26 protein-coding genes and 1 tRNA gene are annotated in these 26,618 nt (G+C 65.0%); 11 read left to right on the top strand and 16 right to left on the bottom strand.

From position 1 onward, the window contains the following. On the top strand, positions 1-585 hold the full coding sequence (locus tag TZ53_RS20020) for a gamma carbonic anhydrase family protein (protein ID WP_025551384.1): 585 nt from the start codon (positions 1-3) through the stop codon (positions 583-585). Positions 586-606: 21 nt separating this feature from the next. Here TZ53_RS20020 and TZ53_RS20015 read toward each other — a convergent pair whose 3' ends face one another. The 5 genes from TZ53_RS20015 to zwf all read right to left on the bottom strand — a co-directional run bounded on the left by TZ53_RS20015 (position 607) and on the right by zwf (position 6,135). Beyond that, entirely contained in the window at positions 607-1,119 is a 513-nt protein-coding gene (locus tag TZ53_RS20015) for a hypothetical protein (RefSeq protein ID WP_025551382.1), read from the bottom strand. 37 nt (positions 1,120-1,156) lie between these two features. After that, the gene (eda, locus tag TZ53_RS20010) at positions 1,157-1,774 is read right to left on the bottom strand and encodes a bifunctional 4-hydroxy-2-oxoglutarate aldolase/2-dehydro-3-deoxy-phosphogluconate aldolase (protein ID WP_044662477.1); all 618 of its coding nucleotides are present in this window, start codon (positions 1,772-1,774) and stop codon (positions 1,157-1,159) included. Beyond that, positions 1,774-2,739, bottom strand: a complete 966-nt coding sequence (glk, locus tag TZ53_RS20005; RefSeq protein WP_044662476.1) for a glucokinase — start codon at positions 2,737-2,739, stop codon at positions 1,774-1,776. Before glk ends, eda begins: the two co-directional genes overlap by 1 nt. 101 nt (positions 2,740-2,840) lie before the next feature. Further along, the gene (gene edd, locus TZ53_RS20000; RefSeq protein WP_044662475.1) at positions 2,841-4,682 is read right to left on the bottom strand and encodes a phosphogluconate dehydratase; all 1,842 of its coding nucleotides are present in this window, start codon (positions 4,680-4,682) and stop codon (positions 2,841-2,843) included. Further along, positions 4,675-6,135, bottom strand: coding sequence for a glucose-6-phosphate dehydrogenase (zwf, locus tag TZ53_RS19995; RefSeq protein ID WP_044662474.1), 1,461 nt, complete (start codon positions 6,133-6,135; stop codon positions 4,675-4,677). The genes edd and zwf overlap by 8 nt, the downstream gene beginning before the upstream one ends. A 233-nt stretch (positions 6,136-6,368) precedes the next feature. Here zwf and TZ53_RS19990 point away from each other — a divergent pair. Further along, a tRNA-Leu gene (locus TZ53_RS19990) sits at positions 6,369-6,453 on the top strand. Positions 6,454-6,715: 262 nt separating this feature from the next. Here TZ53_RS19990 and TZ53_RS19985 read toward each other — a convergent pair. Further along, positions 6,716-7,861, bottom strand: coding sequence for an aminotransferase class I/II-fold pyridoxal phosphate-dependent enzyme (locus tag TZ53_RS19985; RefSeq protein WP_044662473.1), 1,146 nt, complete (start codon positions 7,859-7,861; stop codon positions 6,716-6,718). A gap of 54 nt (positions 7,862-7,915) precedes the next feature. On the opposite strand from TZ53_RS19985, the gene TZ53_RS19980 reads away from it, so the two are divergent. After that, positions 7,916-8,179 (top strand): hypothetical protein, encoded by a 264-nt coding sequence (locus TZ53_RS19980; RefSeq protein WP_025550982.1) that lies wholly within the window; start codon positions 7,916-7,918, stop codon positions 8,177-8,179. A gap of 2 nt (positions 8,180-8,181) precedes the next feature. Here the strand turns inward: TZ53_RS19980 and pgl are convergent, their stop codons facing one another. The 5 genes from pgl to TZ53_RS19955 form a co-directional block, all read right to left on the bottom strand. Beyond that, complete coding sequence (gene pgl, locus TZ53_RS19975) at positions 8,182-8,871, bottom strand: 6-phosphogluconolactonase (RefSeq protein WP_044662472.1); 690 nt, start codon at positions 8,869-8,871, stop codon at positions 8,182-8,184. Positions 8,872-8,876: 5 nt separating this feature from the next. Beyond that, positions 8,877-9,365, bottom strand: a complete 489-nt coding sequence (locus TZ53_RS19970; RefSeq protein WP_044662471.1) for a YbaK/EbsC family protein — start codon at positions 9,363-9,365, stop codon at positions 8,877-8,879. Beyond that, on the bottom strand, positions 9,362-10,381 hold the full coding sequence (gene galE, locus TZ53_RS19965; RefSeq protein ID WP_044662470.1) for a UDP-glucose 4-epimerase GalE: 1,020 nt from the start codon (positions 10,379-10,381) through the stop codon (positions 9,362-9,364). The genes TZ53_RS19970 and galE overlap by 4 nt, the downstream gene beginning before the upstream one ends. Before the next feature lie 202 nt (positions 10,382-10,583). After that, on the bottom strand, positions 10,584-12,761 hold the full coding sequence (locus TZ53_RS19960) for a 3-hydroxyacyl-CoA dehydrogenase NAD-binding domain-containing protein (protein WP_044662469.1): 2,178 nt from the start codon (positions 12,759-12,761) through the stop codon (positions 10,584-10,586). A 134-nt stretch (positions 12,762-12,895) separates the two neighbouring features. Then, positions 12,896-14,104 (bottom strand): acetyl-CoA C-acetyltransferase, encoded by a 1,209-nt coding sequence (locus TZ53_RS19955; RefSeq protein WP_044662468.1) that lies wholly within the window; start codon positions 14,102-14,104, stop codon positions 12,896-12,898. 205 nt (positions 14,105-14,309) lie between these two features. On the opposite strand from TZ53_RS19955, the gene TZ53_RS19950 reads away from it, so the two are divergent. Beyond that, positions 14,310-15,980: an MFS transporter gene (locus tag TZ53_RS19950; RefSeq protein ID WP_044663170.1), complete on the top strand. Its 1,671-nt coding sequence runs from the start codon at positions 14,310-14,312 to the stop codon at positions 15,978-15,980. A 4-nt stretch (positions 15,981-15,984) separates the two neighbouring features. On the opposite strand, the gene TZ53_RS19945 is transcribed toward TZ53_RS19950, so the two are convergent. Then, positions 15,985-16,575: a nucleotidyltransferase family protein gene (locus TZ53_RS19945; protein ID WP_025550993.1), complete on the bottom strand. Its 591-nt coding sequence runs from the start codon at positions 16,573-16,575 to the stop codon at positions 15,985-15,987. A gap of 152 nt (positions 16,576-16,727) precedes the next feature. Here TZ53_RS19945 and folE point away from each other — a divergent pair, with 152 nt between their 5' ends. The 3 genes from folE to TZ53_RS19930 all read left to right on the top strand — a co-directional run bounded on the left by folE (position 16,728) and on the right by TZ53_RS19930 (position 19,041). Then, on the top strand, positions 16,728-17,336 hold the full coding sequence (folE, locus tag TZ53_RS19940; RefSeq protein ID WP_025550994.1) for a GTP cyclohydrolase I FolE: 609 nt from the start codon (positions 16,728-16,730) through the stop codon (positions 17,334-17,336). Then, a complete protein-coding gene (locus TZ53_RS19935) occupies positions 17,333-18,175 on the top strand; it encodes an SDR family oxidoreductase (RefSeq protein WP_025550996.1) in 843 nt (280 codons plus the stop codon). The genes folE and TZ53_RS19935 overlap by 4 nt, the downstream gene beginning before the upstream one ends. 89 nt (positions 18,176-18,264) lie before the next feature. Further along, positions 18,265-19,041 carry an enoyl-CoA hydratase-related protein gene (locus tag TZ53_RS19930; protein ID WP_044662467.1) on the top strand — a complete coding sequence of 259 codons (777 nt, stop codon included), beginning with the start codon at positions 18,265-18,267 and terminating at the stop codon, positions 19,039-19,041. Positions 19,042-19,259: 218 nt separating this feature from the next. Here TZ53_RS19930 and mmsB read toward each other — a convergent pair whose 3' ends face one another. The 3 genes from mmsB to TZ53_RS19915 all read right to left on the bottom strand — a co-directional run bounded on the left by mmsB (position 19,260) and on the right by TZ53_RS19915 (position 22,451). Next, positions 19,260-20,144 carry a 3-hydroxyisobutyrate dehydrogenase gene (mmsB, locus tag TZ53_RS19925; RefSeq protein ID WP_044662466.1) on the bottom strand — a complete coding sequence of 295 codons (885 nt, stop codon included), beginning with the start codon at positions 20,142-20,144 and terminating at the stop codon, positions 19,260-19,262. 77 nt (positions 20,145-20,221) lie between these two features. Continuing rightward, a complete protein-coding gene (locus TZ53_RS19920) occupies positions 20,222-21,280 on the bottom strand; it encodes an enoyl-CoA hydratase/isomerase family protein (RefSeq protein ID WP_044662465.1) in 1,059 nt (352 codons plus the stop codon). Positions 21,281-21,308: 28 nt separating this feature from the next. Then, positions 21,309-22,451, bottom strand: a complete 1,143-nt coding sequence (locus tag TZ53_RS19915) for an acyl-CoA dehydrogenase family protein (RefSeq protein WP_076605705.1) — start codon at positions 22,449-22,451, stop codon at positions 21,309-21,311. A 111-nt stretch (positions 22,452-22,562) separates the two neighbouring features. Here TZ53_RS19915 and TZ53_RS19910 point away from each other — a divergent pair, with 111 nt between their 5' ends. From TZ53_RS19910 to TZ53_RS19895, 4 genes are all read left to right on the top strand, one after another. Further along, entirely contained in the window at positions 22,563-23,477 is a 915-nt protein-coding gene (locus TZ53_RS19910) for a LysR family transcriptional regulator (RefSeq protein ID WP_044662464.1), read from the top strand. A gap of 70 nt (positions 23,478-23,547) precedes the next feature. Next, on the top strand, positions 23,548-24,177 hold the full coding sequence (locus TZ53_RS19905; protein WP_044662463.1) for a class I SAM-dependent methyltransferase: 630 nt from the start codon (positions 23,548-23,550) through the stop codon (positions 24,175-24,177). Between the two features lie 67 nt (positions 24,178-24,244). Further along, positions 24,245-25,177, top strand: coding sequence for an ABC transporter ATP-binding protein (locus tag TZ53_RS19900; protein ID WP_044662462.1), 933 nt, complete (start codon positions 24,245-24,247; stop codon positions 25,175-25,177). Further along, positions 25,174-25,944 (top strand): ABC transporter permease, encoded by a 771-nt coding sequence (locus TZ53_RS19895; RefSeq protein ID WP_044662461.1) that lies wholly within the window; start codon positions 25,174-25,176, stop codon positions 25,942-25,944. Before TZ53_RS19900 ends, TZ53_RS19895 begins: the two co-directional genes overlap by 4 nt. A gap of 200 nt (positions 25,945-26,144) precedes the next feature. Here the strand turns inward: TZ53_RS19895 and TZ53_RS19890 are convergent, their stop codons facing one another. Next, positions 26,145-26,600 (bottom strand): universal stress protein, encoded by a 456-nt coding sequence (locus tag TZ53_RS19890; protein ID WP_025549169.1) that lies wholly within the window; start codon positions 26,598-26,600, stop codon positions 26,145-26,147. Positions 26,601-26,618: the final 18 nt, after the last annotated feature.

Raw genomic sequence — 26,618 nt, 5'->3', positions numbered from 1 at the left:
ATGACCGATCATCCCGAAGTCTCCATCATCCCCTTCAACGGCAAGACGCCGAAGATCCACCCCAGCGCCTTCATCGCGCCGGGATGCCGCATCATCGGGGATGTGGAGATCGGCCCGGACGTCAGCATCTGGTATAATTGCGTGATCCGGGCGGACGTGAACTTCATCCATATCGGCGCCCGCACCAATATCCAGGACGGCTCGATCGTGCATTGCGACAGCCCCGGCGACCATATCGACGGTCGCCCGTCCGAAGGCTGGCCCACGATCATCGGGGAAGACGTGCTGATCGGACATCTTGCGATGGTCCATGGCTGCATATTGAAGGACCGCGCCTTCGTGGGGCTGGGCGCCATCGTCATGAGCGGCGGGACGGTGGAAAGCGACGCCATGCTCGCGGCCGGGGCCCTGCTTTCTCCGGGGAAGACGGTGCCTCACAGGCAGCTTTGGGCCGGCCGCCCCGCCAAATATATGCGCGACCTGTCGGACGAAGTGCTGATCGACATGCGGGAGGGCGTCGACCATTATGTCCATAATGGAAAGGCGCACAAGGGCGCGGTGAAGGCGGCGCTTTCGCCCGATTGAATCGGCAGGGCTGCAGGCGGATCAGGGCTGCGCCAGACGCCCCTTGAGCACGTCCAGCCGGTCGTTCTGCCCATCGACAATCGCCAGCGCGGAAGCCCGCGCCGCATCGATCGCCTCGATCCCGCCGCTGGCCTTCCCCTCGGCCGCCGCGTTGCTGCGCTCGACAAAGAGCACGTCCAGGCTCGCCAGCGCCGATACGCTGTCGTTGCGCGCCGATTCCAATGCGCTGAGCGCCGTCTGCGCCGCCACCCAGGCCTCGCTGGAGACCGCCGCGCCGGATGCTGCCCGCGTCGCCCTGTCCGCCGCCGGCCAGGCCTTGTCGAATGCCGTGCCGCCCGCCTGAGCCTGCGCCGTCAGCCGGTCGACATTCTGGACCAGCTCCGGTTCGGGCGCGACGGGGGAGGGCGCGGGCGCCGCCTCCGCGATGGGGGCGTCCTCGATCGCCCGCTTGGCGAGGGACGGATAGCCCTGAAAGGTGCTGGCGCAACCGGACAGGAACAGGGCCAGGGAAGGAAGCAGCCGACGCGGATTCATGCTTCGCATCTAGGATGAGCCGCGCCGGGAGGCAAGTTCAGCGTGGCAGCGCGGCGGCTTCCCGTGCAAGCGCCTCTATCTTCGCCGGATCGACCGGCCCCTTGGGCACGACCCAGCTTCCGCCGACGCATTTGACGACGGGTTCCGCCAGCCATCTGGGCGCGCTTTCCGCCGTGATCCCGCCGGTCGGGCAGAAGCGCGCCATGTGCAGCGGCGCGGCCAGGGCCTTCAGCGCGGGCAGCCCGCCCGAAGTCTCCGCCGGGAAGAATTTGAAGTGCGACAGCCCCATGTCCAGCCCGCGCATGATGTCGCCCGCCGTCGCCGTGCCCGGCAGGAAGGGAATGCCCGCGGCGATCGCGGCCCTGCCCAGCGGCTCGGTCAGGCCGGGGCTGACGATGAAGCGCGCCCCCGCCTCCATCGCGGCGTCCAGTTGCGCCGGGTTCAGCACCGTGCCCGCTCCGACGACGGCGCCCTCGACCTTCGCCATCTCCCTGATCACGTCCAGCGCCGCCGGCGTCCGAAGCGTCACTTCCAATGCAGGAAGCCCGCCCTTCACCAGCGCCCGCGCGATCGGCAGCGCATCCTCGACCCGGTCCACCACCAGTACCGGGATCACCGGGGCCAGTTCCACCACCTGTTCAACGCTCAACGCCATCATTTCTTCTCCCGAAAGGCCGCGGCGGCGCCGTACAGCCCGATTTCGTCATGCAGGGCCAGCCGGATCGGCACCGACTTCATCAGGCTTTCGAACCGTCCCTTGGCGGTGAAGCGCTGGTGGAAACCGCATTGCGGCAATATGTCCTTCATCCGCTGGGTCAGGCCGCCCGCCAGCACCACCGTATGCGGTCCCTGCGCCAGCGCCAGGTCGCCCGCGACCGAACCGTAGGACATGCAGAACCGCGCCAGCGCCCTGCGCGCAAATTCGTCGGTCCCGTCGATGGCGGCCTGCCAAAGCTCGGCATCCTCCATCAGCACGACCCGATCATGGCCGATGGTCGCCATCGCCTTGTAGATGTTGTTGAGCCCCGGTCCCGATACGATGCGCTCGGTCGACACGCGCAGGAATTTGTCGCGCAGATAGGCGAGGATCTTCTCTTCCAGCGGGTCCAGCGGCGCGAAGTCCAGATGCCCCCCCTCCGTCGCGATCACATGCGGCTCGCCATCGTCGAAGGCGATCATCGCCACGCCCAGCCCGGTGCCCGGTCCCAATATCGTCACCCCGCCGTCGCGCGGAAAGGGCCTGTCCTCCCCGAACAGCAGCGGCAGATTCTCCTTCGGCAGGCGCGCCACGGCATGGGCGACCGCCTCGAAATCATTGACCAGCCGCAGATGCCTGAGGCCCAGTTCCTCGTCCAGCGTATCGGGCCGGATGACCCATGCGCTGTTGGTGAGCTTGATGACTTCGCGCCCGATCGCGGTGGCAAAGGCGATGGAGGCGGATGTGGGCAGATGGCCGCCCTCATCCTTGACGAAGGCCGCCCAGCAGGCCTGGAGGGTCGGATAATCGGCCACCTTATATTTGCGCACCTTGCCCAGCGTGGGCACATTGCGCGCATTCAGTCTGGCACGGGCGAAGCGGGCGTTTGTGCCGCCAATGTCGGCTGCGATGATCTCGGTCATGCTACTCTCCTCCCGTCCGGGCCGAGCCTGTCGAAGTCCTTCACTCTTCCTCAGGAAAAGCGCTCCTCCGAAAATCTTGGGCGGACGGGAATGTTTCGGTTCTAAACTTCGGTTTCCATGGCCGCCAGAATGGGCGATGCGCCGCTTTCCGCCAGATCGCTATGATGGCGGAACAGCGCGAACAGCTCGCGGCCCGTATCATAGGGGGCGGGGGGCGGCGCGGGCGTGTCGCGGCCGTCCCATTCCGCCGCGTCGACCAGCGCTTCGATCAGGCCCGTCTCCGCGCAGACCCGCACCATGTCGCCGTCGCGCAGCTTGGCGATGGGGCCGCCTCCCAACGCTTCCGGCGACAGGTGGATCGCCGCGGGCACCTTGCCCGATGCGCCGGACATGCGCCCGTCCGTCACCAGCGCGACGCGGAAGCCGCGATCCTGCAACACGCCCAGCGCCGGGGTCAGCTTGTGCAGTTCGGGCATGCCGTTCGCCCTTGGTCCCTGGAACCGCACCACGACCACGACATCGCGCTCCAGTTCGCCGGCCTTGAAGGCGCGCAGCACATCGTCCTGATCGTGGAAGACCGCCGCGGGCGCTTCGATGGTCCAGCGCTCCCGGTCGACCGCGCTCACCTTCATGACGCAGCGGCCAAGATTGCCGGCCAGCAATCGCATCCCGCCGTCGGGATTGAAGGCGTCGGACACCGGCCGGAGGATCGACAGGTCCCGCGATTCGGGCACATCCTTCCAGGCCAGCGCGTCATTCTCCAGCACCGGTTCCTTGCCATAATCGGCCAGTCCCTGCCGCGCGACGGTGAGGATGTCGCCATGCAGCAGCCCGTTGCCGAGCAGTTCGCGGATCACATAGCTGATGCCGCCTGCCGCATGGAAATTGTTCACATCGCCCGATCCATTGGGATAGACCCGCGCCAGCAGCGGCACGACATCGGAAATTTCCGCGAAATCGGTCCAGTCGACGACGATCCCCGCCGCCCGGGCGATGGCCGGCAGATGGATCGCATGGTTGGTCGATCCGCCGGTCGCCATCAGGCCGATGATGGCGTTGACGATCGCCTTTTCATCCACGCAATGCCCCAGCGGCCGATAATCGTCATTGGGTTGTCCGTCCCTGTCCCAGCCGATGCGCGACAATTGATGCACCGCCGCCCGCGTCAGTTCCTGCCGAAGCCTCGTGCCCGGATGCACGAAGGAGGCGGCGGGCATGTGGAGCCCCATCATCTCCATCATCATCTGGTTCGAATTGGCCGTGCCATAGAAGGTGCAGGTCCCTGCGCCGTGATAGCTGGCGCTTTCGGACTCCAGCAGTTCCTCCCGGCCGACCTTGCCTTCGGCATAGAGCTGGCGGATGCGCACCTTTTCCTTGTTGGCGAGGCCGGACGGCATCGGCCCGGCGGGGATCAATATGGTCGGCAGATGCCCGAAACGCAGCGCCCCGATCAGCAGCCCCGGCACGATCTTGTCGCAGATGCCCAGCAGCAGCGCGCCCTCGAACATGGCGTGGGACAGGGCGATGGCGGTGCCCAGCGCGATGGTGTCGCGGGAAAAGAGCGACAGGTCCATGCCCGCCTGCCCCTGGGTCACGCCGTCGCACATCGCCGGAACGCCGCCCGCGACCTGAGCGGTGCAGCCCACCTCCCGCGCCGCCAGCTTGATCTGCTCGGGATAGCGGCCATAGGGCTGATGCGCCGACAGCATGTCGTTATAGGCGGTGACGATGCCGAAATTCATTGCCGCGCCGGTGCGGATGACAGCCTTGTCTTCGCCGCTCGCGGCAAAGCCATGGGCCAGGTTCCCGCATGAAAGCTGGGCGCGGTTGGTGCCCGCGTCCCGCCCGCGCTCGATCAGGCTCAGATATTTGAGGCGCGAAGCCGCGCTGCGCTTCACGATGCGTTCGGTGACCTTTTCGATCACCGGATGAAGGTCAGTCATTCCAGCTCGCTCCGTCTCGTTCGATAAGGGCAATGGCTGAGGATGGCCCCCAGTTCCCGGAAGAATAGGAGGATGGCTTCACCCCGGCCTCCTTCCACCCGTCGATGATCGAATCGATCCAGGTCCATTGCGCCTCGACCTCGTCCCGGCGCACGAACAGGGTGGCGTCGCCCGCCAGCAGGTCCAGGATCAGCCGTTCATAGGCGATCCGGCGGCGCTGCCCGGCGAAGGCGGCGGTCAGCGACACGTCCAGCGTCACCTCCTCCAGATGCACCTCGCGCTCCAGCCCCGGCCTTTTGCTCATGATGAGCAGGCGGATATATTCCTCCGGCTGCAACCGGATGATGAGCGTATTCGGCTCCAGACCCGACCCGCCATTGCGTCCGAAGATCGAATGGCGCACCGGCTTGAACTGGATCAGGATTTCCGACTGGCGCGTCGGCATGCGCTTGCCGGTGCGCAGGTAGAAGGGCACGCCCTGCCAGCGCCAGTTGTCGATATGGGCCTTCAGCGCCACGAAGGTCTCGGTGTCGGACGGCCTGCCCAGTTCGTCGGCATAGCCGGTGACGATCTGCCCGCCGACCGCGCCGGGCGTATATTGCCCGCGCACGCTATGCGTCTTCACCGTCTCGGCCGTCATCGGGCGCAGCGAACGGAGCGCCTTCACCTTCTCGTCGCGCACGGCGGTCGGGTCCATCCGCGCGGGCGGCTCCATGGCGATGATCGACAGGATCTGGAGGACGTGGTTCTGCACCATGTCGCGCAGCGCGCCGACGCCGTCATAATAGGAAACCCGGCCTTCCAGGCCCACCGTCTCGGCCACGGTGATCTGCACATGATCGATGGCGGTGGCGTTCCACAGCGGTTCGAACATCACATTGCCGAAGCGCAGGGCGAGCAGGTTCTGGACCGTTTCCTTGCCCAGATAATGGTCGACGCGGAAAATCTGCTCCTCCGCGAACAGCGCGCCGATGCCGTCATTGACCTCTTTGGAAGAGGCCAGATCCTTGCCGATCGGCTTTTCCATCGCGATTCGCGTCTTCGGCGTGATCAGCCCCGCCTCGGCCAGCCCCTGGGCGGTCGGCGCGAAGAGGGAAGGGGGCGTGGAGAGATAGACGGACACGCCCTTGTCGAGTCGCCCGTCCAGCCGTTCCGCCAGCGCCCTGAACTGGGCGGCGTTGCCCGCCTCCACCGGCTGATAGACGATGATGTCGCGCAGCCGCTCCGCGATGTCCGCGTCATAACGGTCTGCGGCCAGGAATTTCCGCAGCGCCTTGTCGATGTCCGCGCGAAACTGCTCGTCGGTGAATTCGGAACGCCCTGACGCGATGATCAGGAAATCCTCCGGCAGCAGGCCATCGGCCAGCAGATTGTAGAGCGAGGGAAAGATCATCCTGTGCGCCAGGTCGCCGGTGGCGCCGAACAACAGGAACGTGGCAGACGGTTCGGTCAAAGGTTGTCCCTTTTCCGTTAGTGTTATCAGGTCTGCACGAAGCCGCCCTTATACCCAGCGGCACTCGTTACGCAAGCAGGCTATCCCTGTGGGGCCCATCCCGCAACCGCGAGAGGATGAAAGCGTCGATTTTTGGCTGGACGCTGGCCGCCGATTTTGCCATTGGCGCTCCACCCTGGCGTTTTTGGCGGAAGATGGAATCATCCTCCGTCCGGAACGCGGCTGAAGGGCATGCGGGCGTGGTGAAACTGGTAGACGCGCCGGACTCAAAATCCGGTTCCGAAAGGAGTGTCGGTTCGATTCCGACCGCCCGCACCATCTTATTTTGCCTCAAGCGCCGGGCGGCCGCATCCGCGGCCTTGGCTATCCTCGCATAAGCTCGGGCAGCCGTTCGGTTCGCCCTTGCGAACCCCGCCGGGTTCGATGCCCTCTTTCCAGACATGGCCATGCACTAAAAAGCCCGGCAGCATGGCTGCCGGGCAGGCGAGCTTTTACAGGGTAAAAGCTTCGGGTCGCACCCCAGCGATTAACCGCAAATATTTAAGATACCAGAGGAATTTGCCGATCCAGCCGGAATGGATCAATCCCTTGCCCCGCCGCCCTGCGCGTTGAACCAGGGGATCATCCGGGCGATGGCATCCTCCACCCGATCGGTGGAAACCGCGAAACTGAAGCGGATATGCCGGTGCCCGTCGACCGGATCGAAATCGATCCCCGGCGCCGTCGCCACACCCGTTTCGCGGAGCAGCCTCTGACAGAAGGACAGGCTGTCATTGGTCAGATGCCCCACATCCGCATAGATGTAGAAGGCCCCGTCCGGCGGCGCGATCTCCTTCAACCCCAGCGCGGGCAGGGCGGCCAGCAGCAACTCCCGGTTGCGCCGATAGGTGGCGACATGCCCCTCCAGCTCATCGATGCAGTCGAACGCCTTCAACCCCGCATGCTGCGCCAGGGAAGGCGGCGTCAGGAACAGATTGCCCATCCGCGCCCGAGCGGTTTCGATCAGGCCGGGCGGAAACACCACCCAGCCCAGCCGCCACCCGGCCATGGAAAAATATTTGGAGAAGCTGTTCACGACGATGGCGTCCGGCGCGAATTCCAGCATCGACCGCGCCGGTTCGCCATAGCTGAGCCCGTGGTAAATCTCGTCGGAGACGATGCGAATGCCCCGCACCCGGCAAACCTCCGCGATGCGCGCCATCTCCTCGGCGGGAATGATGGTCCCTGTGGGATTGGCCGGGCTGGCGATGATCGCCCCATCCGGCGCGGGTTCCAGGGCCTTCAGCGCCGCCGCGCCGATCTGGTAACGCTCCGCCGGCCCGCAATCGACCTCCAGCGGCTCCAGATAGAGCGCCTTCAACGTATTGCGATAGGCGACATAGCCCGGCCGCGCCGTCGCCACCCGCGCTCCGGGCGCGAACAGGCTGGTCAGCGCCAGCACCAGCCCCGGCGAAGCGCCGCAGGTGAGCAATATCTGCTCCGCTTCCACGGCCACGCCATAGCGCTCCCGATAATGGAGCGCGATCCGCTCCTTCAGCGCCGGACTTTCCCAATAGCCCATGGGGTCGCGATCCAGCACGGCATGCGCTTCCATAATCGCAGCAGAGGGCGCCCCCGTGGACGGTTGCCCGAATTCCATATGCAGGATGGATCGCCCCTCGGCCTCCAGCCTGTGGGCTTCCCGGCTGATGGCGATGGCGTGAAAAGGATCGATATTGGCAACCATGCGTCGCCTCTTACCCGCGCCGCAACCTTGTCACAATTGCCGCGTTGGCGATGGATGAACGAAACCATGCTCGACGCGCTGCAATATTATGGCGCAGGCGCCGCCACCATCGCCGCTTTCATCGTCTCCCTCAATCTCGGCCGCCGCATCACGGGCTGGGCTTTCGTCCTCTTCGTGACATCCTCCATCGCCCTGATCGGCTGGGGTTTTCTGTCGGAAGACAGCGAAGGCATAGGCTTCCAGAATATCGCGCTGCTCCTGATCAATCTCGTCGGCGTCTGGCGCTATCTCATCTCCAGGCACAAGCCGCGCGACTGAACCTATTCCGAAATCCAAACCTCCACCGAAACCGCATGCTGGCACAGCGCCACCCGGACGGGCAGTTCCTCCACCGGCCCCCCCGCCAAGGCCCGGTCATAGACCGCCTTCTTCGCCGCCCCGCCGATCTGGAGGAAGATATGCCGGCTCGCAAGGATCGCCCGGGCGCTCATCGACATGCGCTGATGCGGCGCAGCGGGCGGCGTGACCGCGATCGTCAGGGCATGGGTGGAAAGCCCCTCCGCCAGTTCCTTCGCCCCCGGAAACAGCGAAGCGGTATGCCCATCCTCCCCCATCCCCAACAGCACGATGTCGAGCGGCCAGGGCAGGGCCGCGAACGCCGCCTCGCACTCTGCCTGCCCGGCATAGGCGTCCGCCGCCTCATTCTTCATCGGCACGAACCGCGCCGCCCCGGCCTTCCCCTGCAACAAAGTCTCGCGCACCAGCCGCTCATTGCTGTCCGCATGGTCCGGCGCCACCCAGCGCTCGTCGACCAGCGTCACGATCACCTTGCTCCAGTCGAGCGCCATCCCCGACAAAGCCTCCAGCACGGGCCTTGGCGACCGCCCGCCCGACAGCGCGATCGTCGCCACCCCCCGCGCCGCGATGGCATCCCCCAGCACCGTGGCGATCCGCCGCGCCATGTCCGCCGCCGCCAGCGCGCCATCGACGAAAAGATGTTCGGTAGGCATGTCGTTCAATTCTCTTCGGCCAGATTGTCTTCAGGGATCGTGCAGATGTCGATCCATCGCGCGGCGGTCAGCTCGGCCAGCCGCTCCGGCGTCAACTCCACCGAAGTCGTCCGCGATCCCGCCGCCGGAAACACCGTCTCGAAATCCCGCAGCGAAATATCGCAATAAACGGGCAGGGGAGAGGTCAGCCCAAAGGGACATACGCCCCCCACCGGATGCCCGGTCAGTCCCTCCACCTCCTCCAGCCCCAGCATGCGCGGCCTGGCGCCCAGCGCCGCCTTCGCCTTCCCGTTGTTCAGCCGCGCATCGCCCCGCGCCACCACCAGCGCGACCTCGTTCCCGACCCGCAACGACAGCGTCTTGGCGATCCGCGCCGGAACCACGCCCAGGGCCTCCGCCGCCTCATTGACCGTGGCGGTGCTCACCCCCTGGTCGATGATGGCGACATCCGGCGCATGGGCGGAGAAGAAGGCCCGGACCGACTCCGCGCTCATTCCCCTCCATTCCCCCTTTGCTGTATCTCGGTCAGCTTGCGCTCCCAGGCGAGGGCATGGGTGACGATCTGATCCAGATCGGCATAAAGCGGCTTCCATGGGAATTCCCCCATGATCGCCCGATTGTCGGAAATGAGCGCATCCGGATCGCCCGCGCGCCGCCCCTCCATCCGCCGGTCGATCTTCAGGTTCGTCACCCGGTCGACCGCGTCCAGCACCTCCAGCACGGAAAAGCCCCGGCCATAGCCGCAGTTGAGCAGATAATTCTGCTCCGGCCTGGCCATCAGCGCCTCCAGCGCCAGCACATGCGCCGCCGCCAGATCGGTGACATGGATATAGTCGCGCACCCCGGTCCCGTCCGGCGTGTCGAAATCGGTCCCGAACACCGAAACATGGCTCCGCTTGCCCAGGGCCGCCTCGACCGCGACCTTGATCAGATGCGTCGCCCCCGCCGTCGACTGCCCCGTCCGCCCGGCCGGATCGGCGCCCGCCACGTTGAAATAGCGCAGCGCGCAGAAGTTCATCGCATGCGCCGCGCTGACGTCGCGCAGCATATATTCGGTCATCAGCTTCGACATGCCATAGGGATTGATCGGCCGCTGCGGCGTCGTCTCCCTGACCGGGCTTTCCTCCGGAATGCCGTAGGTCGCCGCCGTCGAGGAGAAGATGAAATGCGGCACGCCGACCGTGACGACGCTCTCGATCAGGTCGCGGGTCTTGGCGCTGTTGTTATGATAATATTTGAGCGGGTTCTCGACCGATTCCGGCACCACCACCGATCCGGCAAAGTGCATCACCGCCTTCACGCCATGATCGCGCAGGGCCTTCTGCACCAGCGGCTGATCGGAAATATCGCCCTCGACGAACGCCACATCGTCCGGCACCGCCCAACGGAACCCCGTCACCAGATTGTCGATCACCACGACGCCATAGCCCGCGTCGTGCAACGCCAATACGGCATGGCTGCCAATATAGCCGGCCCCGCCCGTGACCAGAACCGTCGGCTTTTCGCTCATAAGATGAAGGTCTCCCGATAGATCAGGGCCGCCGCCATTCTCCCCCGTCATGCTGAACCTGTTTCAGCATCCATCGCGCCTCCGGACTCAGGTCTTGCCGAGGGCGAAACGGATGCTGAAACAAGTCCAGCATGACGAATGAGAAGGTTACAGCCCTTTGCCTGTCAGGACTAGATCAGCTTCGTGACGATTCCCACCCCATTCATGCCGCGGCGCGGGACGAAACGGGGCGATAGAAAGTCGCGCCGCTTGCCGCCATGTCCTGCAACTGGACCGTGGGCGCGAAGCGATCGCCATGCGTCGCCGCCAGCCGCTCCAGCACCGCGACGACATGGCCGATGCCGACCGTGTCCATATGGCTGAACGGTCCGCCGGTATAGGGCGCGAAGCCCCAGCCGAATATCGCCCCGATGTCGCCATCCTCCGGCGTCTCCAGCACGCCTTCCTCGAAGCAGCGCGCGCATTCGATCAACTGGCGGTAGAGCAGCCGCTCCTTCACTTCCTCGACATCGGGCTGCACGGCGGCGCGCGGGAACATCTCCTCCAGACCGGCCCAGAGATGCTTCTTCCCGCCCTCGGGATAGTCATACCAGCCCTTGGCGCTTTTCCGCCCCAGCCGCCCCAGTTCGACCATCCGCGCCATCACCGCGTCGGACGGCTGCGCGACATAGGCGTCGCCCAGCTCCTTCTGCGCGGCGACGACGATCTTGTGGCCCAGCTCGATGGAAACCTCGTCGCCCACCGCCAGCGGCCCCACCGGCATGCCCAGTTGCCGCCCGGCATTTTCGATCAGCGCGGGATTGATCCCCTCCGCGACCATCTCCACGCCCTCCTGCACATAGGTGCCGAAGCAGCGCGAGGTATAGAAGCCGCGCGAGTCATTGACGACGATCGGCGTCTTCCTGATCTGGGCCACGAAATCCAGCGCCTTGGCGATGGCGGCCGGCCCGGTTTCCTTGCCCAGGATGATCTCCACCAGCGGCATCTTCTCGACCGGCGAGAAGAAGTGGATGCCGATGAAATTCTCCGGCTTGCTCCACGCCTTCGCCAGCTTGGTGATCGGCAAAGTGGAGGTGTTCGACCCGAAGATCGTATCCGCGCCCAGCACCTCCTCGACCTTCTTGGTCACTTCGGCCTTGATCGCGACATCCTCGAACACCGCCTCGATCACGAAGTCCGCTCCGGCCAGCGCGGCATAATCCGTCGTCGGCGTCACGCGGGCCAGCGTCTCCGCCATCTTCTCCGGCGTCATGCCCCGGCCCAGCCGCTTCTTCAGCACCTCCTCGACATGCGCCTTGCCCTTTTCGGCATAGGCCTGATCGCGGTCGAACAGCACCACCTCGATCCCCGCCTGCGCGGCCACGGTGGCTATCCCTGCGCCCATCATGCCCGCGCCCAGCATGGCCAGCTTCTTCGTCGGCGCCTTGGGCTGGTCCTTGGGCCGCCTTGCGCCGCGCTCGGCCGCCTGCTTGTTGACGAACAGGCTGCGGATCATGTTCGCCGCCTGCGGGTCGGCCGCGACCTTGGCGAAATATTTGCTCTCCACCCGGATCGCCCGGTCGATGGGCAGGAAAGCCCCCTCATAGACCGCCGAAAGCAGCGCGATCGGCGCGTTCATGTTGCGCTGGGTCTGCTTGAGCGTCATCGGCAGGGCGCCCGCCATGGTCTGGACGAAGGCCGGATTGAAGCCGCCCGCGCCGCCGGGGAATTTGAAGCCCTTGACGTCCCAGGGCTGCACGAAGGCGTTGGGATTGGCCTTCACCCATTCGCGCGCGGCTTCGACCGCCGTGCCCTGCGGCACGACCTGATCGACCACCTTCATCATCGCCGCGTCGGCGGGACGGAACAGCTTGCCCTGCAACATATACATCAGCGACGCCTGCACCCCCATGATGCGCGGCAGGCGCTGCGACCCGCCGCCGCCGGGGAACAGGCCGATCAGGATTTCGGGCAGGCCCAACTGCGTCTTCGGGCTGTCCCCGACGATCCGGCGATGACAGGCCAGCGCCAGTTCGAACCCGCCGCCGACGCAGGTGCCCTCGATGGCGCAGGCGACCGGCTTGCCGCAGGTCTCCAGCCGCCGGAACAACTGGTTCAGCACGAAAACCTTGTCGAAGATCGCGGCGGGGGAGGGGCGTTTCCCATTCTCGCTGACCAGCATCGACCCGAAATATTTGAGGTCCATGCCCGCCATGAAGCCGCTGCTCTTGCCCGACGCGATGACCGCGCCCTTGATCGCCTCCTCGGAGGAAATGCGCGTGATCGCCGCGTCCAGATCGGCCAGGAAATCCGGGCCGATGACGTTCATCGACTGATCGGGAACATCAATGGTGAGGGTGGCGATGCCGTCGGCGTCGATGTCGAAATTGATGGTCTGCATTTTGGGCAACCTTTCCTACCTCCGTTCGTGCTGAGTAGGGGCTGAGCTTGTCGAAGACCCGTATCGAAGCATTGATCCTTCGATACGCCATTTCGACGGGCTCAATGGCTACTCAGGACGAACGGGTCCACTGTTCAAACGCGCTCGATGATGATGCCCGTGCCCATGCCCGCGCCGACGCACAGGTTGATGAGCGCGGTGCCCTTGCCGGTCCGTTCCAGCTCGTCCAGCGCCGTGCCCAGCACCATCGCCCCGGTCGCGCCCAGCGGATGGCCCATGGCGATCGCGCCGCCATTGACGTTGATCTGCCCATGGTCGAGGTCCATCGCCTGCATGTAGCGCAGGACGACGCTGGCAAAGGCCTCGTTCAGTTCCCACAGGTCGATGTCGGCCTTGCTCATCCCCGCCCGATTGAGCAGCTTGCCCGCCACGAACTCAGGCCCTGTCAACATGATCAGCGGCTCCGACCCGATGGACGCCATCGCCTTGATCCGGGCGCGGGGCTTCAACCCATATTTCTCGCCCATCTCCCTGTTGCCGACCAGCACCGCGGCGGCGCCGTCGACGATGCCGCTGCTGTTGCCGGCATGGTGGACATGGTTGACCTTCTCCAGTTCGGGATAGCGGAGCAGGGCAATGGCGTCGAAGCCCGGCATCTCCTCGCCCAGCGCGGCGAAGCTCGGCTTCAGGCTGGCGAGCGACTGCATCGTCGCGTCGGGCCGCATATGCTCGTCATGGTCCAGGACGACCGATCCGATGACGTCCTTCACCGGCACGATGGATTTGGCGAAGCGCTTCTCGTCCCAGGCGGCCTTGGCGCGCCGCTGGCTTTCGACGGCATAAGCGTCGACATCGTCGCGGCTGATCCCGAACTTGGTCGCGATCACATCGGCGCCGATGCCCTGCGGCGCGAAATAGGTCTTGTAGGCGACCGCCGGGTCCATCGCCCACGCGCCGCCGTCCGAAGCCATGGGCACGCGGCTCATCGACTCGACGCCGCCGCCGATGGCAAGGCCCGCTTCGCCGGAATAGACCTTGGCGGCGGCCATGTTCACGGCCTCCAGCCCCGAAGCGCAGAAACGGTTGATCTGCACGCCGGGCACGGTCTGGGCGTAATCGGCGTTCAGCACCGCCACGCGGGCGATGTCCGCGCCCTGTTCGCCCACCGGGCTGACGCAGCCCAGTATGACGTCATCGACATCGGCGGTGTCGATCTCCGTCCGGTCCCGCACCGCCTGCAGCATCTGCGTCGCCAGCTGGATCGGGGTGATTTCGTGCAGTGACCCGTCGGCCTTGCCCCGGCCCCGGGGCGTCCTGACGGCATCGTAAATAAAGGCTTCCATTGCTTTCCATTCCTCTCCGCTGGGCGCCGGATGTTCGCTGCGAATGTATTTACGTTTACGTAAAGTGCAAGCCTCAATCGTCAGCCCGCCCGACCGTAACGTCATCCCGCCAAAGGGGCCCCGCCTCGTCCTCCGGCGGACGTTTCAACCCTTTTCAATTCTTTTAATGATTCGCGGATTTGACCCGCCCGCCTTATTCCGCTTCATGGAAAGCGTGTCAGAGTCGGACCCCTCCCAAGCGCCGTCGCCCTTGTCGATCCCGATCTTCCGCGCGATCTGGTGGGCCAGCCTCGCCTCCAACTTCGGCGGGCTGATCCAGTCCGTCGGCGCGCAGTGGATGATGACCTCGCTCTCCGCCTCGCCCCAGATGATCGCGCTGGTTCCGGCGGCGACGACCCTGCCGATCATGCTGCTGTCGCTCTGGGCAGGCGCGGTGGCGGACAATAGCGACAGGCGGGTGGTCATGCTGATCTGCCAGCTGTTCATGCTCATCGTCTCCGCCCTGCTGGCGCTGTTCGCCTGGATGGGTTGGGTGACGCCCTGGGCCCTGCTGGGCTTCACCTTCCTGGTCGGCTGCGCCACCGCGATCAACGGGCCGGCCTGGCAGGCGTCGGTCGGGGACATGGTGCCGCGCGCCGCCTTGCCCCATGCCGTCTCGCTCAATTCCATGGGCTTCAACATGGCGCGCAGCATCGGCCCGGCGCTGGGCGGCGTCATCGTCGCGGCCGCCGGTGCGGCGACGGCCTTTCTGGTCAACGCCATCAGCTATGTGGGGCTGGTCGCCGTGCTTGCCCGCTGGCGTCCCGAACGGCCGCCTCAACTCCTCCCGCGCGAACGCATAGGCCTCGCGATGCGCGCTGGGGTTCGTTACGTCGCCATGTCGCCCAACATCCAGGTCGTGCTGCTCCGAAGCGCGGCATTCGGCATCGGGGCAAGCGCCGTTTCAGCGATGATGCCGCTGGTGGCGCGCGACCTGCTGGGCGGCGGCGCGCTGACATTCGGCGCGCTCAGCGGCGCCTTCGGCATCGGCGCGGTGCTGGGGGCGCTGTCGACGGGGCAATTGCGCCGCCGCTTTTCGGTCGAGACCATCGTGCGCTCAGCCGCCATGGCGCTTGCGGCCGGGACGGTGCTGATGGCGGTCAGCGACTGGCTGGTCGTTGCGTTGCTGGGGCTGCTGATGGCGGGCGCGGGCTGGGTGATCGCCCTCTCGACCTTCAACGTTTCGGTCCAGATGTCGGCGCCTCGCTGGGTCGTGGCGCGGGCCGTTGCCCTGTATCAGATGGTCGCCTTCGGCGGCATGGCCGGGGGTGCATGGCTGTTCGGCACCATGGCGGAGGATCATGGCGTCGTCATCGCCCTCTATGGCGCGGCAGCCGTCCAGTTCGCCTCGGCCCTGATCGGCTATGCGCGTCCGCTGGCGCAGACGGGCGAGGAGAATCTCGACCTCCAGAACCTGTGGCGCGAGCCGCAGACCGCCGTTCCGATCGAGCCCCGCAGCGGCCCGGTGGTCGTCACCATAGAATATCGCATAGCCGCCGGATCTGTCGTCCCCTTCCTGGCGGCGATGAGCGAACGCCGCCGCATCCGTCGCCGCGACGGCGCCCATGGCTGGTCGCTGCTGCGCGATCTGGGCGATCCGGAATTGTGGGTGGAGCGCTATCATGTGTCGACCTGGCTGGACTATGTCCGCCACAACAGCCGCCGGACCGTTGCCGACATGGCGAACAGCGAAGCCATCCACGCGCTGCACAGCGGCCCCAATCCGCCGGTCGTGCATCGCATGCTGGAGCGGCAGACGGGTTCTCTGCCGCTGGGCCGCTCGGCCGACCCGCGCGAGATGGGCGATCCCATGACCGATCCCACCCGGTCGAGCTGATGCGCTATTCGGGCCGCCGTTCGGCAAGATCCTCTGGCGTGTCGATGTCGCGCAGGCTGGCGCCCATGGTTTCGATCTGCACGCCATGGCTGAGCAGCGCCCGCGCCCCCTGGTCTCCCCGCAGCGCCAGCAGTTCGGGGAAATGCTTCCGCCCGATGAAGGCGGGCGGCGAAGAGGAAAATCCGTCGGTGCTGGCGACGACGGAGCGGATGTCCTCCGCCGCCATGCAGATGCGGTTGTAATGCGTCTGCGGCACGTCGGGCATGTCGGCCAGGCAGATCAATATGCCGCGGCATTTCCGCATCGGCATGACATGCTCCACGGCGCGGATGATGCTGCCCGATATGCCGTCTTCCGGACGATCGTTGACCAGGATCGAATAGCCGCGCCGTTCCAGCCGGCGATGCAGGACCGGCGCCTGGCCGACAGGACGCACCACCGCAACCAGTTCCGCAAAGATCATGGAGGCGATGGTTTCCAGCGCATGCACCGCGACGGGCTTGCCCCGCCAATCGGCCATCAGCTTGTCTTCTTCCCCGAATCGTGAGGATGTGCCCGCTGCAAGGAGGACGGCGGCGATCTGTTCGGTCCGCATGGTTCCGCTGTGATGATTTGAGGCGACCCGGTTGACCCGGTTTCCCCTGCATGTGCCACCGCCAGCATGTCCTGTCCAGCAGGGCGAAGGGGCTGGCGTTCCTGTAAATCAGTCGCCATATGCCCGGAAGCAACAAAGGAGTGGTGCCGTCCATGGAATATGATCCCGATGCCGAAACTGCGGGCGAGTCGATCAAGATTCCGGTTCCGGCGGACGTGGCCGACGCGATCCGTACGCTGATCCGCTGGTCGGGCGACGATCCGGAACGGGAAGGGCTGGTGGAAACGCCCCAGCGCGTGGCGCGGGCGTGGAAGGAATATTGCCGCGGCTATGACGACGATCCGGCCTATCATCTTTCGCGCATCTTCCATGAAGTCGGCGGCTATGACGACATCGTGCTGTTGAAGGACATACCGTTCCAGTCGCACTGCGAGCACCATATGGCGCCCATCGTGGGCGTCGCGCACATCGCCTATCTGCCCGGCCAATATGTCGTCGGCATATCGAAGCTGGCGCGCGTGCTGCACGCCTTCGCCCACCGGCTTCAGGTGCAGGAACGGCTGACTTCGGAAGTCGCCAACTGCATCTGGGAACATCTGAAGCCCCAGGGCGTCGCGGTCGTGGTCGAGGCGACCCATGGCTGCATGACGGGCCGTGGCGTGCGCACGCCCAATGTCGTCATGAAGACCAGCCGCATGCTCGGCGTCTTCCGCGACGATGAGAAGAGCCGTGAAGAAGTGCTGAAGCTGATCGGATCGTGAGCGAAGAGGAAGCTCCCGCCTATCGGCCCCTCGGGGGCACTGGGAAGCGCGCCGAACAGGCGGGCGCACGGCCGCTGGCGCAAAAGCGGCTGGCGCTGGTGACGGGCGGTCATCGGCGGCTGGGCGGCATCATCGCCGCTGCCTTCGCGCGGGCAGGCTATTCGCTGGCGATCCATGGCAGCCACGATACCCGGCTCGATTCCCATCTGGCGCTGACGCTGGAGGAGAATGGGACCGAATGGGACGGCTTCACCGTCGATTTCAGCGATCCGGAAGGGGCGGAGGAACTGGTGGCGCTGGTCGCAGAGCGTTTCGGCCGTCCGCCCGATGTCCTGGTCAACAGCGCGGCGATCTTCGGCCAGGATCGGCTCGACAGCGTCAATGCCGACGACCTGATGCGCCATTATGCGGTCAATTGCGCCGCGCCCACCTTGCTCACCAAGTCCTTTGCCACCATTCCGGCCGGCACAGGCGACCGGTGCATCGTCAATATACTGGATCAGCGGATCGACCATCCGCATGGCGACCAATTGGCCTATACCTTGTCGAAGATGGCGCTGGCGGGGCTGACGCGGCTGTCCGCATCCACCCTGGCGCCGCAGATCAGGGTCAATGCGGTCGCCCCCGGACTCACCATCGCGACGCCCGATTATGACGAAGGCCAAATGGAAAGGCTGTCCGCGATGATGCCGCTGGCGCGTCTGCCGCAGGCGGAGCAGATTGCCGAAGCCGTGCTGTATCTGGCGGGCGCCAGTGCGGTGACGGGTCAGACGCTCTATATCGATGGCGGCGCGCATCTGCGCAGCTATGACCGGGACTTCATGCATCTGTGCCGATAGCGGCTGCGAAGATGCGGCTTGCCGGGGCTGGCCAAGGGCCGTCGCGCTGCATAGAGCGGATCGCAATGGGTCAATGAAGGGAGACGGCAATGGCATATGAAACGATCCTGGTGGAACAGCGCGATGCGGTGACGCTGGTCACGCTCAACCGCCCGCAGGCGTTGAATGCGCTGAACAGCCAGGTGCTGAGGGATCTGGGCGAGGTCTTTGCTGCCTATGATGCCGATCCGTCGCAGCGTTGCCTGGTCCTGACCGGCAGCGAGAAGGCCTTTGCCGCCGGCGCCGACATCAAGGAAATGGTGGAGAAGGATTCGGCGGACTTCTTCCTGGAGGATTTCTTCTCCGGCTGGCAGAGCAAGGTCGTCGCCACCCGCAAGCCGTGGATTGCGGCGGTCGCCGGCTTCGCGCTGGGCGGCGGATGCGAGCTGGCGATGATGGCGGATTTCATCCTGGCCGCCGACACCGCGAAATTCGGCCAGCCCGAAATAAAGCTGGGCGTCGCGCCGGGCATGGGCGGATCGCAACGCCTGACCCGCGCCGTCGGCAAGGCGAAGGCGATGGAAATGTGCCTGACCGGCCGCATGATGGGCGCCGAAGAAGCGGAAAGCGCCGGTCTGGTCGCGCGGATCGTTCCGGCGGCTGATCTGCTGGAGGACGCGCTCAAGACGGCCGCGACCATAGCGGGGATGCCGCCCATGGCCGCGATGGTGAACAAGGAAATGGTCAATCTGGCTTTCGAGACCGGGCTGGCTCAGGGCATCCTGACCGAACGCCGCCTGTTCCAGATCCTGACCGCGACCGAGGACAAGAAGGAAGGCATGGAAGCCTTCGTCGCCAAGCGTCCGGGGGTTTGGAAAGGCCGCTGATTGGTAAGCGGGTGGAGGCTGATGATAGCCGATTCAGGACATTCCCCTCCCGTAAACGGGAGGGGTTAGGGGTGGGCGCGAGCGTAGCGAGCTTCTGACTTAGCCGTTGCAAAACAGCGCAGATGCCGCGCCAGCCCACCCCCTAACCCCCTCCCGCCTGCGGGAGGGGGAATGTCCGCAATCCACCCATTTACGAGACGCTTGGAGATGGAAACCCCTTACTTCCCCTCCAACATCTCGATCATCAGCGAAAAGTCGCGCCCCGCTTCACCCTGATTGGCGAGCAGCTGGTAAAGCGACTCCGCCGCATTTCCCATCGGCACGCTCGCTCCGACCGAAGCGGCGGCTTCCGTCGCCAGCTTCAAATCCTTCAGCATCAGCCCCACGGCGAAACCGCCCTGATAGCCATTGTCCGACGGGCTTTGCGGCCCGACGCCCGGCACCGGGCAATAGCTGGTCATGGACCAGCTTTGCCCCGACGATACGCTGGAAATATCGTAGAAGGTCTGCGGGTCGAGGCCCAGCTTCTTCGCCATGGCGAAGGTCTCGCAGGTCGCCACCATGGTCGCGCCCAGCAGCATGTTGTTGCAGATCTTGGCGGCCTGACCATTGCCCGCGCCGCCGGCATGGATCACCGCCTTGCCCATGGCCGACAGGATCGGCCTGGCCCGGCCGAAAGCCTGGTCCGAGCCGCCGACCATGAAGGTCAGCGTACCGCCATTGGCCGCCGCGATGCCGCCTGAAACGGGTGCATCGACCATCTCGAAGCCCTTGCCCGCAGCGGCTTCCTCCACCCGGCGCGCCGTCGCGACGTCAATGGTCGAACAGTCGAGGAACAGCGCATCCGCCTTGGCCGCTCCGAAGACCTCGCCTGTATAGACGGCTTCCACATGCTTTCCCGCTGGCAGCATCGTGACCACCGCATCGGCGCCTGAGACCGCCTCCGCCGCGCTGGCGCAGCGCACGGCGCCCGCTTCGGCCGCCTTGGCCAGCGCCTCTTCCGAAAGGTCGAAGGCCCGCACGGCAAAGCCGTTCTTCAGCAGATTTGCGGCCATCCCACCGCCCATATTGCCCAGGCCGATGAAGGCGATGGTCTGGCTCATTTCAGGCACTCCTCTAGAGCGATTTCATGTCAGATAGGCCATCTGACGGCTTGGAAATCACGGAAAACAAAGCATGTTCAGCCGCGCAGTTCGGGCAGCGGCGTCCATTCCCTTTCCGGCGGCAAGGGCGCGAACAGGCTGTCCACCAGCTCGTCCGTCACATCCTCCGGCCGCGCGGGATTCCATCGCGGCGCATTGTCCTTGTCGAAGATCACCGCGCGCACGCCCTCCACGAAATCGGGACGGCGGATGACATGATGGCCGATGCGATATTCGTTGCGCATATTGTCGGCAAAATCGGTGAAGGCAGCGCCCTCGACCATCTGGCGCAGCGCCACCTTGATCGTCTGCGGCGATTTGGTGGCGAGCGTCGCCAGTTGCTCGCGCGCCCAGTCCGATCCGTCGGCTTCCAATGCAGCCAGAATATCCTCGAAGCGGTCCGAAGCGAACAGCCGGTCGATCTCCTCCCGATGCGCTTGCCAGGCCGATGGCGGCGGCGCATCGGCCATTTCGTCCAGTATTTCCGCCAATCCGTCGGGATCGGCAATGATCCGCGCCTTGACGGCATCCAGCTTGTCCGACGCCATATAATGGGTTGCGATGCCGATGGCGGCGCAATCCGCGCCCTTGATCCGCGCGCCCGTCGTTGCCAGCCATGCTCCGGTTCGCCCCGGCATGCGCGGCAGGAACCAGCCGCCGCCCACATCGGGAAACAGCCCAATGCCCGTCTCCGGCATGGCATAGGTGGTCCGCTCTGTCGCCACGCGATAGCGCGCCGGATCGGAAATCCCCACGCCCCCGCCCATGACGATGCCATCGATGAAGGCAATAATCGGCTTTTCATAGACGAACAGCAGATGGTTCATCCGATATTCGGTGAAGAAGAATTGCTCCGCCTCCGAACAGTCGCCCCTGGCGCTGTCGGCGATCATGGCGATGTCCCCGCCCGCGCAGAAACCGCGCCCTTCGGCATGATCCAGCATCACCGCAACGACGCTCTCATCCTCCCGCCAGGCCAGCAGCGCATCAATGATCGCGCCGCACATTTCGGTGGTCAGCGCATGGATCGCCTTGGGCCGGTTCAGCCTTATCCGCCCCACGCCATTGTCGACGGAAATCAGCACCTGATCGGTCATAAAATCTCCTGCGCATTCTCTCTCGGGCTTAGGGCCGCAGCATGTCGCGGGCGATGATCATGCGCATCACCTGATTGGTGCCTTCCAGGATCGAATGCACGCGCAGATCGCGCCAGAAGCGCTCGATCGGATAGTCCATCAGATAGCCATAGCCGCCATGCAGTTGCAGCGCCCGGTCGACCACCGACGATCCGGTGTCGGTCGCCAGCCGCTTGGCCATGGCGGCGAAGCGCGTCTTGTCCGGCGCATTCTCCGTCACCTTGACCGCCGCCGCATAGAGCAGCGTACGGGCGGCCTGAAGCTCTGTCTCCATATCCGCCAGCGTGAACTGCGTGTTCTGGAAATCCGCGATGCTCTGCCCGAACTGCTTGCGATCCTTGGTGTAAGTGAGCGCTTCGTCGATGCAGCGCTGCGCTCCGCCCAGCGAGCAGGCGCCGATGTTGAGCCGCCCGCCGTCCAGCCCCATCATCGCGATGCGAAAGCCTTCGCCTTCGCCGCCGACCAGATTCTCGACCGGAACCTGCACGCCGTCGAAATTGACCTGAGCCGTCGGCTGCGAATGCCAGCCGAGCTTGCGTTCCTGCGCGCCGAAGCTGACGCCGGGCATGTCCTTCTCGATGACGAGGCAGGATATGCCCTTCGGCCCGTCGTCGCCGGTACGGACCATGACGACATAGATTTCATTCTCCCCGCCGCCGGAGATGAACTGCTTGGAGCCGGTGACGACATAATGATCGCCTTGCCTGATCGCCCGCGTCTTGAGCGCCGCCGCGTCGGACCCCGATCCCGCTTCGGTCAGGCAATAGCTGCCGATCCGCTCCATCGGCACCATGGAGGGCAGATATTTGTCCTTCACGGCCTGCGATCCGAACCGGTCGATCATCCAGGCGGCCATATTGTGGATCGAGATGAACGCGCTGGTCGACGGACAGCCATAGGCCATCGCCTCCATGACCAGCGCCGCCTCCAGCCGCCCAAGGCCGATGCCGCCCGATTCCTCCGACACATAGATGCCGCCGAAGCCCAGTTCCGCCGCGGCGCGGATGGTGTCGCGGGGGAAGATATGCTTTTCGTCCCACTCCGCCGCAAAAGGGGTGATCGCATCGGCGGTGAACCGGCGCGCCATCTCCTGAATGGCCAACTGGTCCTCGGTGAGATCGAACTGGCTCACAAACTCTCCTGACGTTCGCTTTGGGTTGCTTCTAGATACGATGCGGAATTGCACGCAACAACGCAGTTCTGCATAGCATTGCAGCGATTTTGCAGATTTGGCGAGTGATGAATGTTCGATTGGGACGATCTCAGGGTCTTTCTGGCGGTGGCGCGCACGCGAAAGATCGCGCCCGCCGCGCGAGCCCTGGGGATCGATGCGACGACCATAGCGCGGCGGCTTGCCCGGCTGGAGAAGGCGCTGGGGCCCGAACTGTTCGAAGTGGGGGCGGGGGAGCGCACGCTGACCGCCCATGGCCAGGCGTTGCTGAGCCATGCCGAAAGCATCGAGAGCGCAGCGCTCGCCGCGATGGAGGAGGCCACCGGGCGGGAGCATCATCTGAACGGCCAGGTGCGCCTTTCGGTGGCCGAGGGTTTTGGCACCTGGGTGCTGGCGCCGGGGCTTGCCGACTTCGCCAGGCGCCATCCCGCCATCAGGCTGGACCTCATCACCGCATCCGGTTTCCTCAATCCGTCCAAGAGGGAGGCCGACATGGCGGTCATGCTGGCCCGGCCGCAGCGGGGGCGGCTGTCGGTTCGCCGGATGGGCGATTACCGGCTGCACCTTTATGCCGCGCCCCACTATCTGGCGGAGGCGGGCGTGCCCGAAGGCACCGCTGACCTGCGCGATCATGTGCTGATCGGCTATGTGCCGGAATTCATCTTCTCGCCCGAACTCGACTATCTGGACGAGGTGGAGGCGGGGCTGGAAGCCAGTCTGCGCGCCACCAGCATCAATATGCAGCATCGCATGATCGCGGAAGGGGCGGGGATCGGCGTGCTGCCTGATTTCATCGCGGGCGGCGATCCTTCGCTGGTGCCGGTGATGGCCGGCGAGGTGGAGATCATGCGCAGTTTCTGGCTGGTGACGCATGGCGACCTTAAGAAGCTGCCCCGCATCGCGGCCGTGGCGCTATGGTTGCAGGAGCGTATCGAAACCCTGAAAAGCGCCGCCGAGGTCGACCAGACGACGGGAAATCGCCTCTAGGCCATATCGACGCGGCCCGTCGGGGCCGCTAAGGGAGTCGGCATGACAGTGAAATGGTCGCAGTTCGCTCATGCAGCATAAGTCCAAGCGCAGCCGGGCGATGGCCCTGCCCAACAGCGAGTTTCGTACCCGGGCGACCGAATATCTGGATTTCCTGGCCGCCTGGGTGAAGAAACCGCGCCAGACCGCATCCGTGGTGCCCAGCAGCCGTTATCTCGCGCGGTTGATGGTCGCGCATATCGATCCGGAGGATGGCCGGGTAATCGAACTGGGCGGCGGCACGGGCGTCTTCACGCGAGCGATCCTGGGCACCGGCCTTCCCCCGGACAAGCTGGAGGTGGTGGAGATCAACCCAGCCTTTGCGCGCGGGCTGCGGCGTCATTTTCCCCATGTTTCGGTGCTGGAGACTCCGGCGCAGATCGTTTCCACCGCAACCGCCGGAGAGGCCGGGGAATATCAGACGGTCATCAGCGGCTTGCCCCTGCTGGCGATGGATCGGCAGATGCATGCCGACATTCTTTCCGAAAGCTTCCGCATGCTGCGGCCGGGCGGCGCCTTCATCCAGTTCACTTATTCCATGCGTCCGCCCGTGAGCCGGGAGATTCTCGACGCGCTCGGCCTGGAGGTCGTCAGGGCTGGCCAGACCGTCCGCAACTTCCCGCCCGCCACGGTCTTCCGCTTTTTCCGCAAGGGCGAATAGACTGCGGTTGCGCCGCGCGGGCGGCACCCTATCTTTGCGCTTCAGAAAAAAGGGGGCACTGCCGCGCATGGCGTCCATCATCACCGTTTCGGGCCTGACCAAAAGCTATGCTTCGGGTTTCCAGGCGCTCAGGGGCGTCGACCTGGAGATCGAGGAGGGCGAGATATTCGCGCTGCTTGGGCCGAATGGCGCCGGCAAGACCACCATGATCTCCATCATTTGCGGCAATGTCCGGCCGACGGGCGGCAGCGTCACCGTCGCCGGGCATGACATCGTCCGCGACTATCGCGGATCGCGTTCCGCCATCGGCCTGGTGCCGCAGGAACTGCATACCGATGCGTTCGAAAGGGTGATCGACACGGTCACCTTCTCTCGCGGATTGTTCGGCAAGCCGCGCAACGACGCCTATATCGAGAAGATCCTGCGCGACCTGTCGCTCTGGGACAAGCGCCACAGCAAGATATTGGAGCTGTCGGGTGGCATGAAGCGCCGTGTGATGATCGCCAAGGCGCTGTCGCACGAACCGCGGGTGCTGTTCCTGGACGAGCCGACCGCCGGGGTGGACGTCGAACTGCGCCGGGACATGTGGAAGCTGATCGGGGAACTGCGCCAGACCGGCGTCACCATCATCCTCACCACCCATTATATCGAGGAAGCGGAGGAAATGGCCGACCGGGTCGGCGTCATCAACAGGGGCGAACTGGTGCTGGTGGAGGAAAAGACCGCCCTCATGAAGAAGCTCGGCAAGAAGACGCTGACCATCGTGCTGGCGGAACCGCTGTCCGCCGTGCCGCCGGAGCTTGGCGAATGGCAGGTCGCGCTGAAGGCGGACGGCCATGAGATCGAATATGTGTTCGACACCCAGGCGGAACGGACCGGCGTATCGTCGCTGCTGCGCAAGCTGGGCGATCTTGGCATCGGCTATAAGGACCTCAATACCGAGCAGAGCAGCCTGGAGGATATTTTCGTCTCCCTGGTCCATCGGGAGAAGGTGGCATGAGCGGGTTCAATTATCGGGCCATATGGGCGATCTATAAGTTCGAACTGCATCGCTTCCGCCGCACGCTGCTGACCGGGCTGCTGGTGCCGGTGATCACCACCTCGCTCTATTTCGTGGTGTTCGGCGGCGCGATCGGTTCGCGCATGACGCAGATCGACGGGATACCCTATGCGGCCTTCATCGTGCCCGGCCTGATCATGATGTCGATGTTCACCGAAAGCATCTTCAACGCCAGCTTCGGCATCTATATGCCCAAATTCACCGGCACCATCTATGAACTGCTGTCGGCGCCGGTATCGGCGGTGGAGACGATCATCGCCTATGTCGGCGCGGCGGCGACCAAATCCCTGATCGTCGGCACCATCATCTTCGTGACCGCGCATCTGTTCGTGGACATCCGGGTCGCCCATCCGCTCGCGATGGTCGCCTTCATGGTGCTGATCGCGGTCAGCTTCTGCCTGTTCGGCTTCATATTGGGGATATGGGCGCAGAGTTTCGAGCAGTTGCAGGTGATCCCGCTACTGCTGATCATGCCGATGACCTTTCTGGGCGGCGCCTTCTATTCGATCCACATGCTGGCGGAGCCGTGGCGGACGATCACGCTGTTCAACCCGATCGTCTATCTGATCTCCGGTTTCCGCTGGACCTTCTTCGGGCGGGGCGATGTGGGCATCGAGTTCAGCCTGCTGTTCGTTGCGGCCATGCTGGCGCTTTGCCTTGCCATCATCGGCTGGATGTTCCGGACGGGCTATCGCCTCAAGAAATAAGGCGCAAGGCGTCCGGGTCCGGCTACAAACCTTGCTCCTGTGTAGGCAGGGGCCCGGTCCTGCCGTTCGAACCGGATTCCTTTCCGCGCAGGATGCCCCTAGAGCAGATTCCGATCCGATTGCATCGGCTCGACTGCTCTAGGTCTTTGTTTTGTCGCGCTTTCCGAGTCAGCAGCTGATTTCATCTGCTTGGAAAAGCGCTAGCTCAACCGGTCGATGGCCTCGGCATCCAGGCCGCCGGGGATGACCATGATAGGGCAGGGCAGCTTGCCCGCGTCGGCGCCCGCGAAGTGCGAGACGAGGACGCCGGGGTGCCCGCTGGCGGCGGCCCCCAGCACCAATGCCGCGACATCGTCCATCTCCTCCAGCGTGTGGCGCACGACCGTCACCGGATCGCCCTGCCGGACGGTGATGCTGGGGCGGATGCCGGACTCGTCGGTCAGCGTGCCCGCCGCGCTCGTCACCAGCGCTTCGGCCCGTTGCAGGGCTTCATCCTCCATCGTCGCCTGCACGCCGCCCCATTGGACGAACTCGGCGGGAGGGATGAGGGCCAGGATGCGGATCGCGCCCGCCGTCTTGGCGGCGCGCCGCGCAGCGAAACGAAGCGCCGTCTCCGCCTCCGGCGATTCGTCCACGACAACCAGATATGTCCGCATCTGCCGCGTCCTTACAGG

Source organism: Sphingobium sp. YBL2 (genome assembly GCF_000943805.1).
GTDB classification, from domain to species: domain Bacteria; phylum Pseudomonadota; class Alphaproteobacteria; order Sphingomonadales; family Sphingomonadaceae; genus Sphingobium; species Sphingobium fuliginis.
The sequence above is the reverse complement of the archived record's forward strand: the minus strand, read 5'-3'. Positions and strand labels throughout refer to the sequence as shown.

What these genes read in the sequence shown, in the direction of transcription:
- pgl (WP_044662472.1), bottom strand. Translation starts at nt 8,871, where the DNA reads ATGCCTACCGAACATCTTTTCGTCGATGGCGCGCTGGCGGCGGCGGAC.
- TZ53_RS19890 (WP_025549169.1), bottom strand. Translation starts at nt 26,600, where the DNA reads ATGCGGACATATCTGGTTGTCGTGGACGAATCGCCGGAGGCGGAGACG.
- folE (WP_025550994.1), top strand. Translation starts at nt 16,728, where the DNA reads ATGGAATATGATCCCGATGCCGAAACTGCGGGCGAGTCGATCAAGATT.
- TZ53_RS19950 (WP_044663170.1), top strand. Translation starts at nt 14,310, where the DNA reads ATGGAAAGCGTGTCAGAGTCGGACCCCTCCCAAGCGCCGTCGCCCTTG.
- TZ53_RS19930 (WP_044662467.1), top strand. Translation starts at nt 18,265, where the DNA reads ATGGCATATGAAACGATCCTGGTGGAACAGCGCGATGCGGTGACGCTG.
- eda (WP_044662477.1), bottom strand. Translation starts at nt 1,774, where the DNA reads ATGGCGTTGAGCGTTGAACAGGTGGTGGAACTGGCCCCGGTGATCCCG.
- TZ53_RS19905 (WP_044662463.1), top strand. Translation starts at nt 23,548, where the DNA reads ATGCAGCATAAGTCCAAGCGCAGCCGGGCGATGGCCCTGCCCAACAGC.
- mmsB (WP_044662466.1), bottom strand. Translation starts at nt 20,144, where the DNA reads ATGAGCCAGACCATCGCCTTCATCGGCCTGGGCAATATGGGCGGTGGG.
- TZ53_RS19910 (WP_044662464.1), top strand. Translation starts at nt 22,563, where the DNA reads ATGTTCGATTGGGACGATCTCAGGGTCTTTCTGGCGGTGGCGCGCACG.
- TZ53_RS19985 (WP_044662473.1), bottom strand. Translation starts at nt 7,861, where the DNA reads ATGGTTGCCAATATCGATCCTTTTCACGCCATCGCCATCAGCCGGGAA.
- TZ53_RS19980 (WP_025550982.1), top strand. Translation starts at nt 7,916, where the DNA reads ATGAACGAAACCATGCTCGACGCGCTGCAATATTATGGCGCAGGCGCC.
- TZ53_RS19900 (WP_044662462.1), top strand. Translation starts at nt 24,245, where the DNA reads ATGGCGTCCATCATCACCGTTTCGGGCCTGACCAAAAGCTATGCTTCG.
- TZ53_RS20015 (WP_025551382.1), bottom strand. Translation starts at nt 1,119, where the DNA reads ATGAATCCGCGTCGGCTGCTTCCTTCCCTGGCCCTGTTCCTGTCCGGT.
- TZ53_RS19920 (WP_044662465.1), bottom strand. Translation starts at nt 21,280, where the DNA reads ATGACCGATCAGGTGCTGATTTCCGTCGACAATGGCGTGGGGCGGATA.
- TZ53_RS19895 (WP_044662461.1), top strand. Translation starts at nt 25,174, where the DNA reads ATGAGCGGGTTCAATTATCGGGCCATATGGGCGATCTATAAGTTCGAA.
- TZ53_RS19960 (WP_044662469.1), bottom strand. Translation starts at nt 12,761, where the DNA reads ATGCAGACCATCAATTTCGACATCGACGCCGACGGCATCGCCACCCTC.
- galE (WP_044662470.1), bottom strand. Translation starts at nt 10,381, where the DNA reads ATGAGCGAAAAGCCGACGGTTCTGGTCACGGGCGGGGCCGGCTATATT.
- TZ53_RS19955 (WP_044662468.1), bottom strand. Translation starts at nt 14,104, where the DNA reads ATGGAAGCCTTTATTTACGATGCCGTCAGGACGCCCCGGGGCCGGGGC.
- TZ53_RS20020 (WP_025551384.1), top strand. Translation starts at nt 1, where the DNA reads ATGACCGATCATCCCGAAGTCTCCATCATCCCCTTCAACGGCAAGACG.
- glk (WP_044662476.1), bottom strand. Translation starts at nt 2,739, where the DNA reads ATGACCGAGATCATCGCAGCCGACATTGGCGGCACAAACGCCCGCTTC.
- edd (WP_044662475.1), bottom strand. Translation starts at nt 4,682, where the DNA reads ATGACTGACCTTCATCCGGTGATCGAAAAGGTCACCGAACGCATCGTG.
- TZ53_RS19945 (WP_025550993.1), bottom strand. Translation starts at nt 16,575, where the DNA reads ATGCGGACCGAACAGATCGCCGCCGTCCTCCTTGCAGCGGGCACATCC.
- TZ53_RS19970 (WP_044662471.1), bottom strand. Translation starts at nt 9,365, where the DNA reads ATGAGCGCGGAGTCGGTCCGGGCCTTCTTCTCCGCCCATGCGCCGGAT.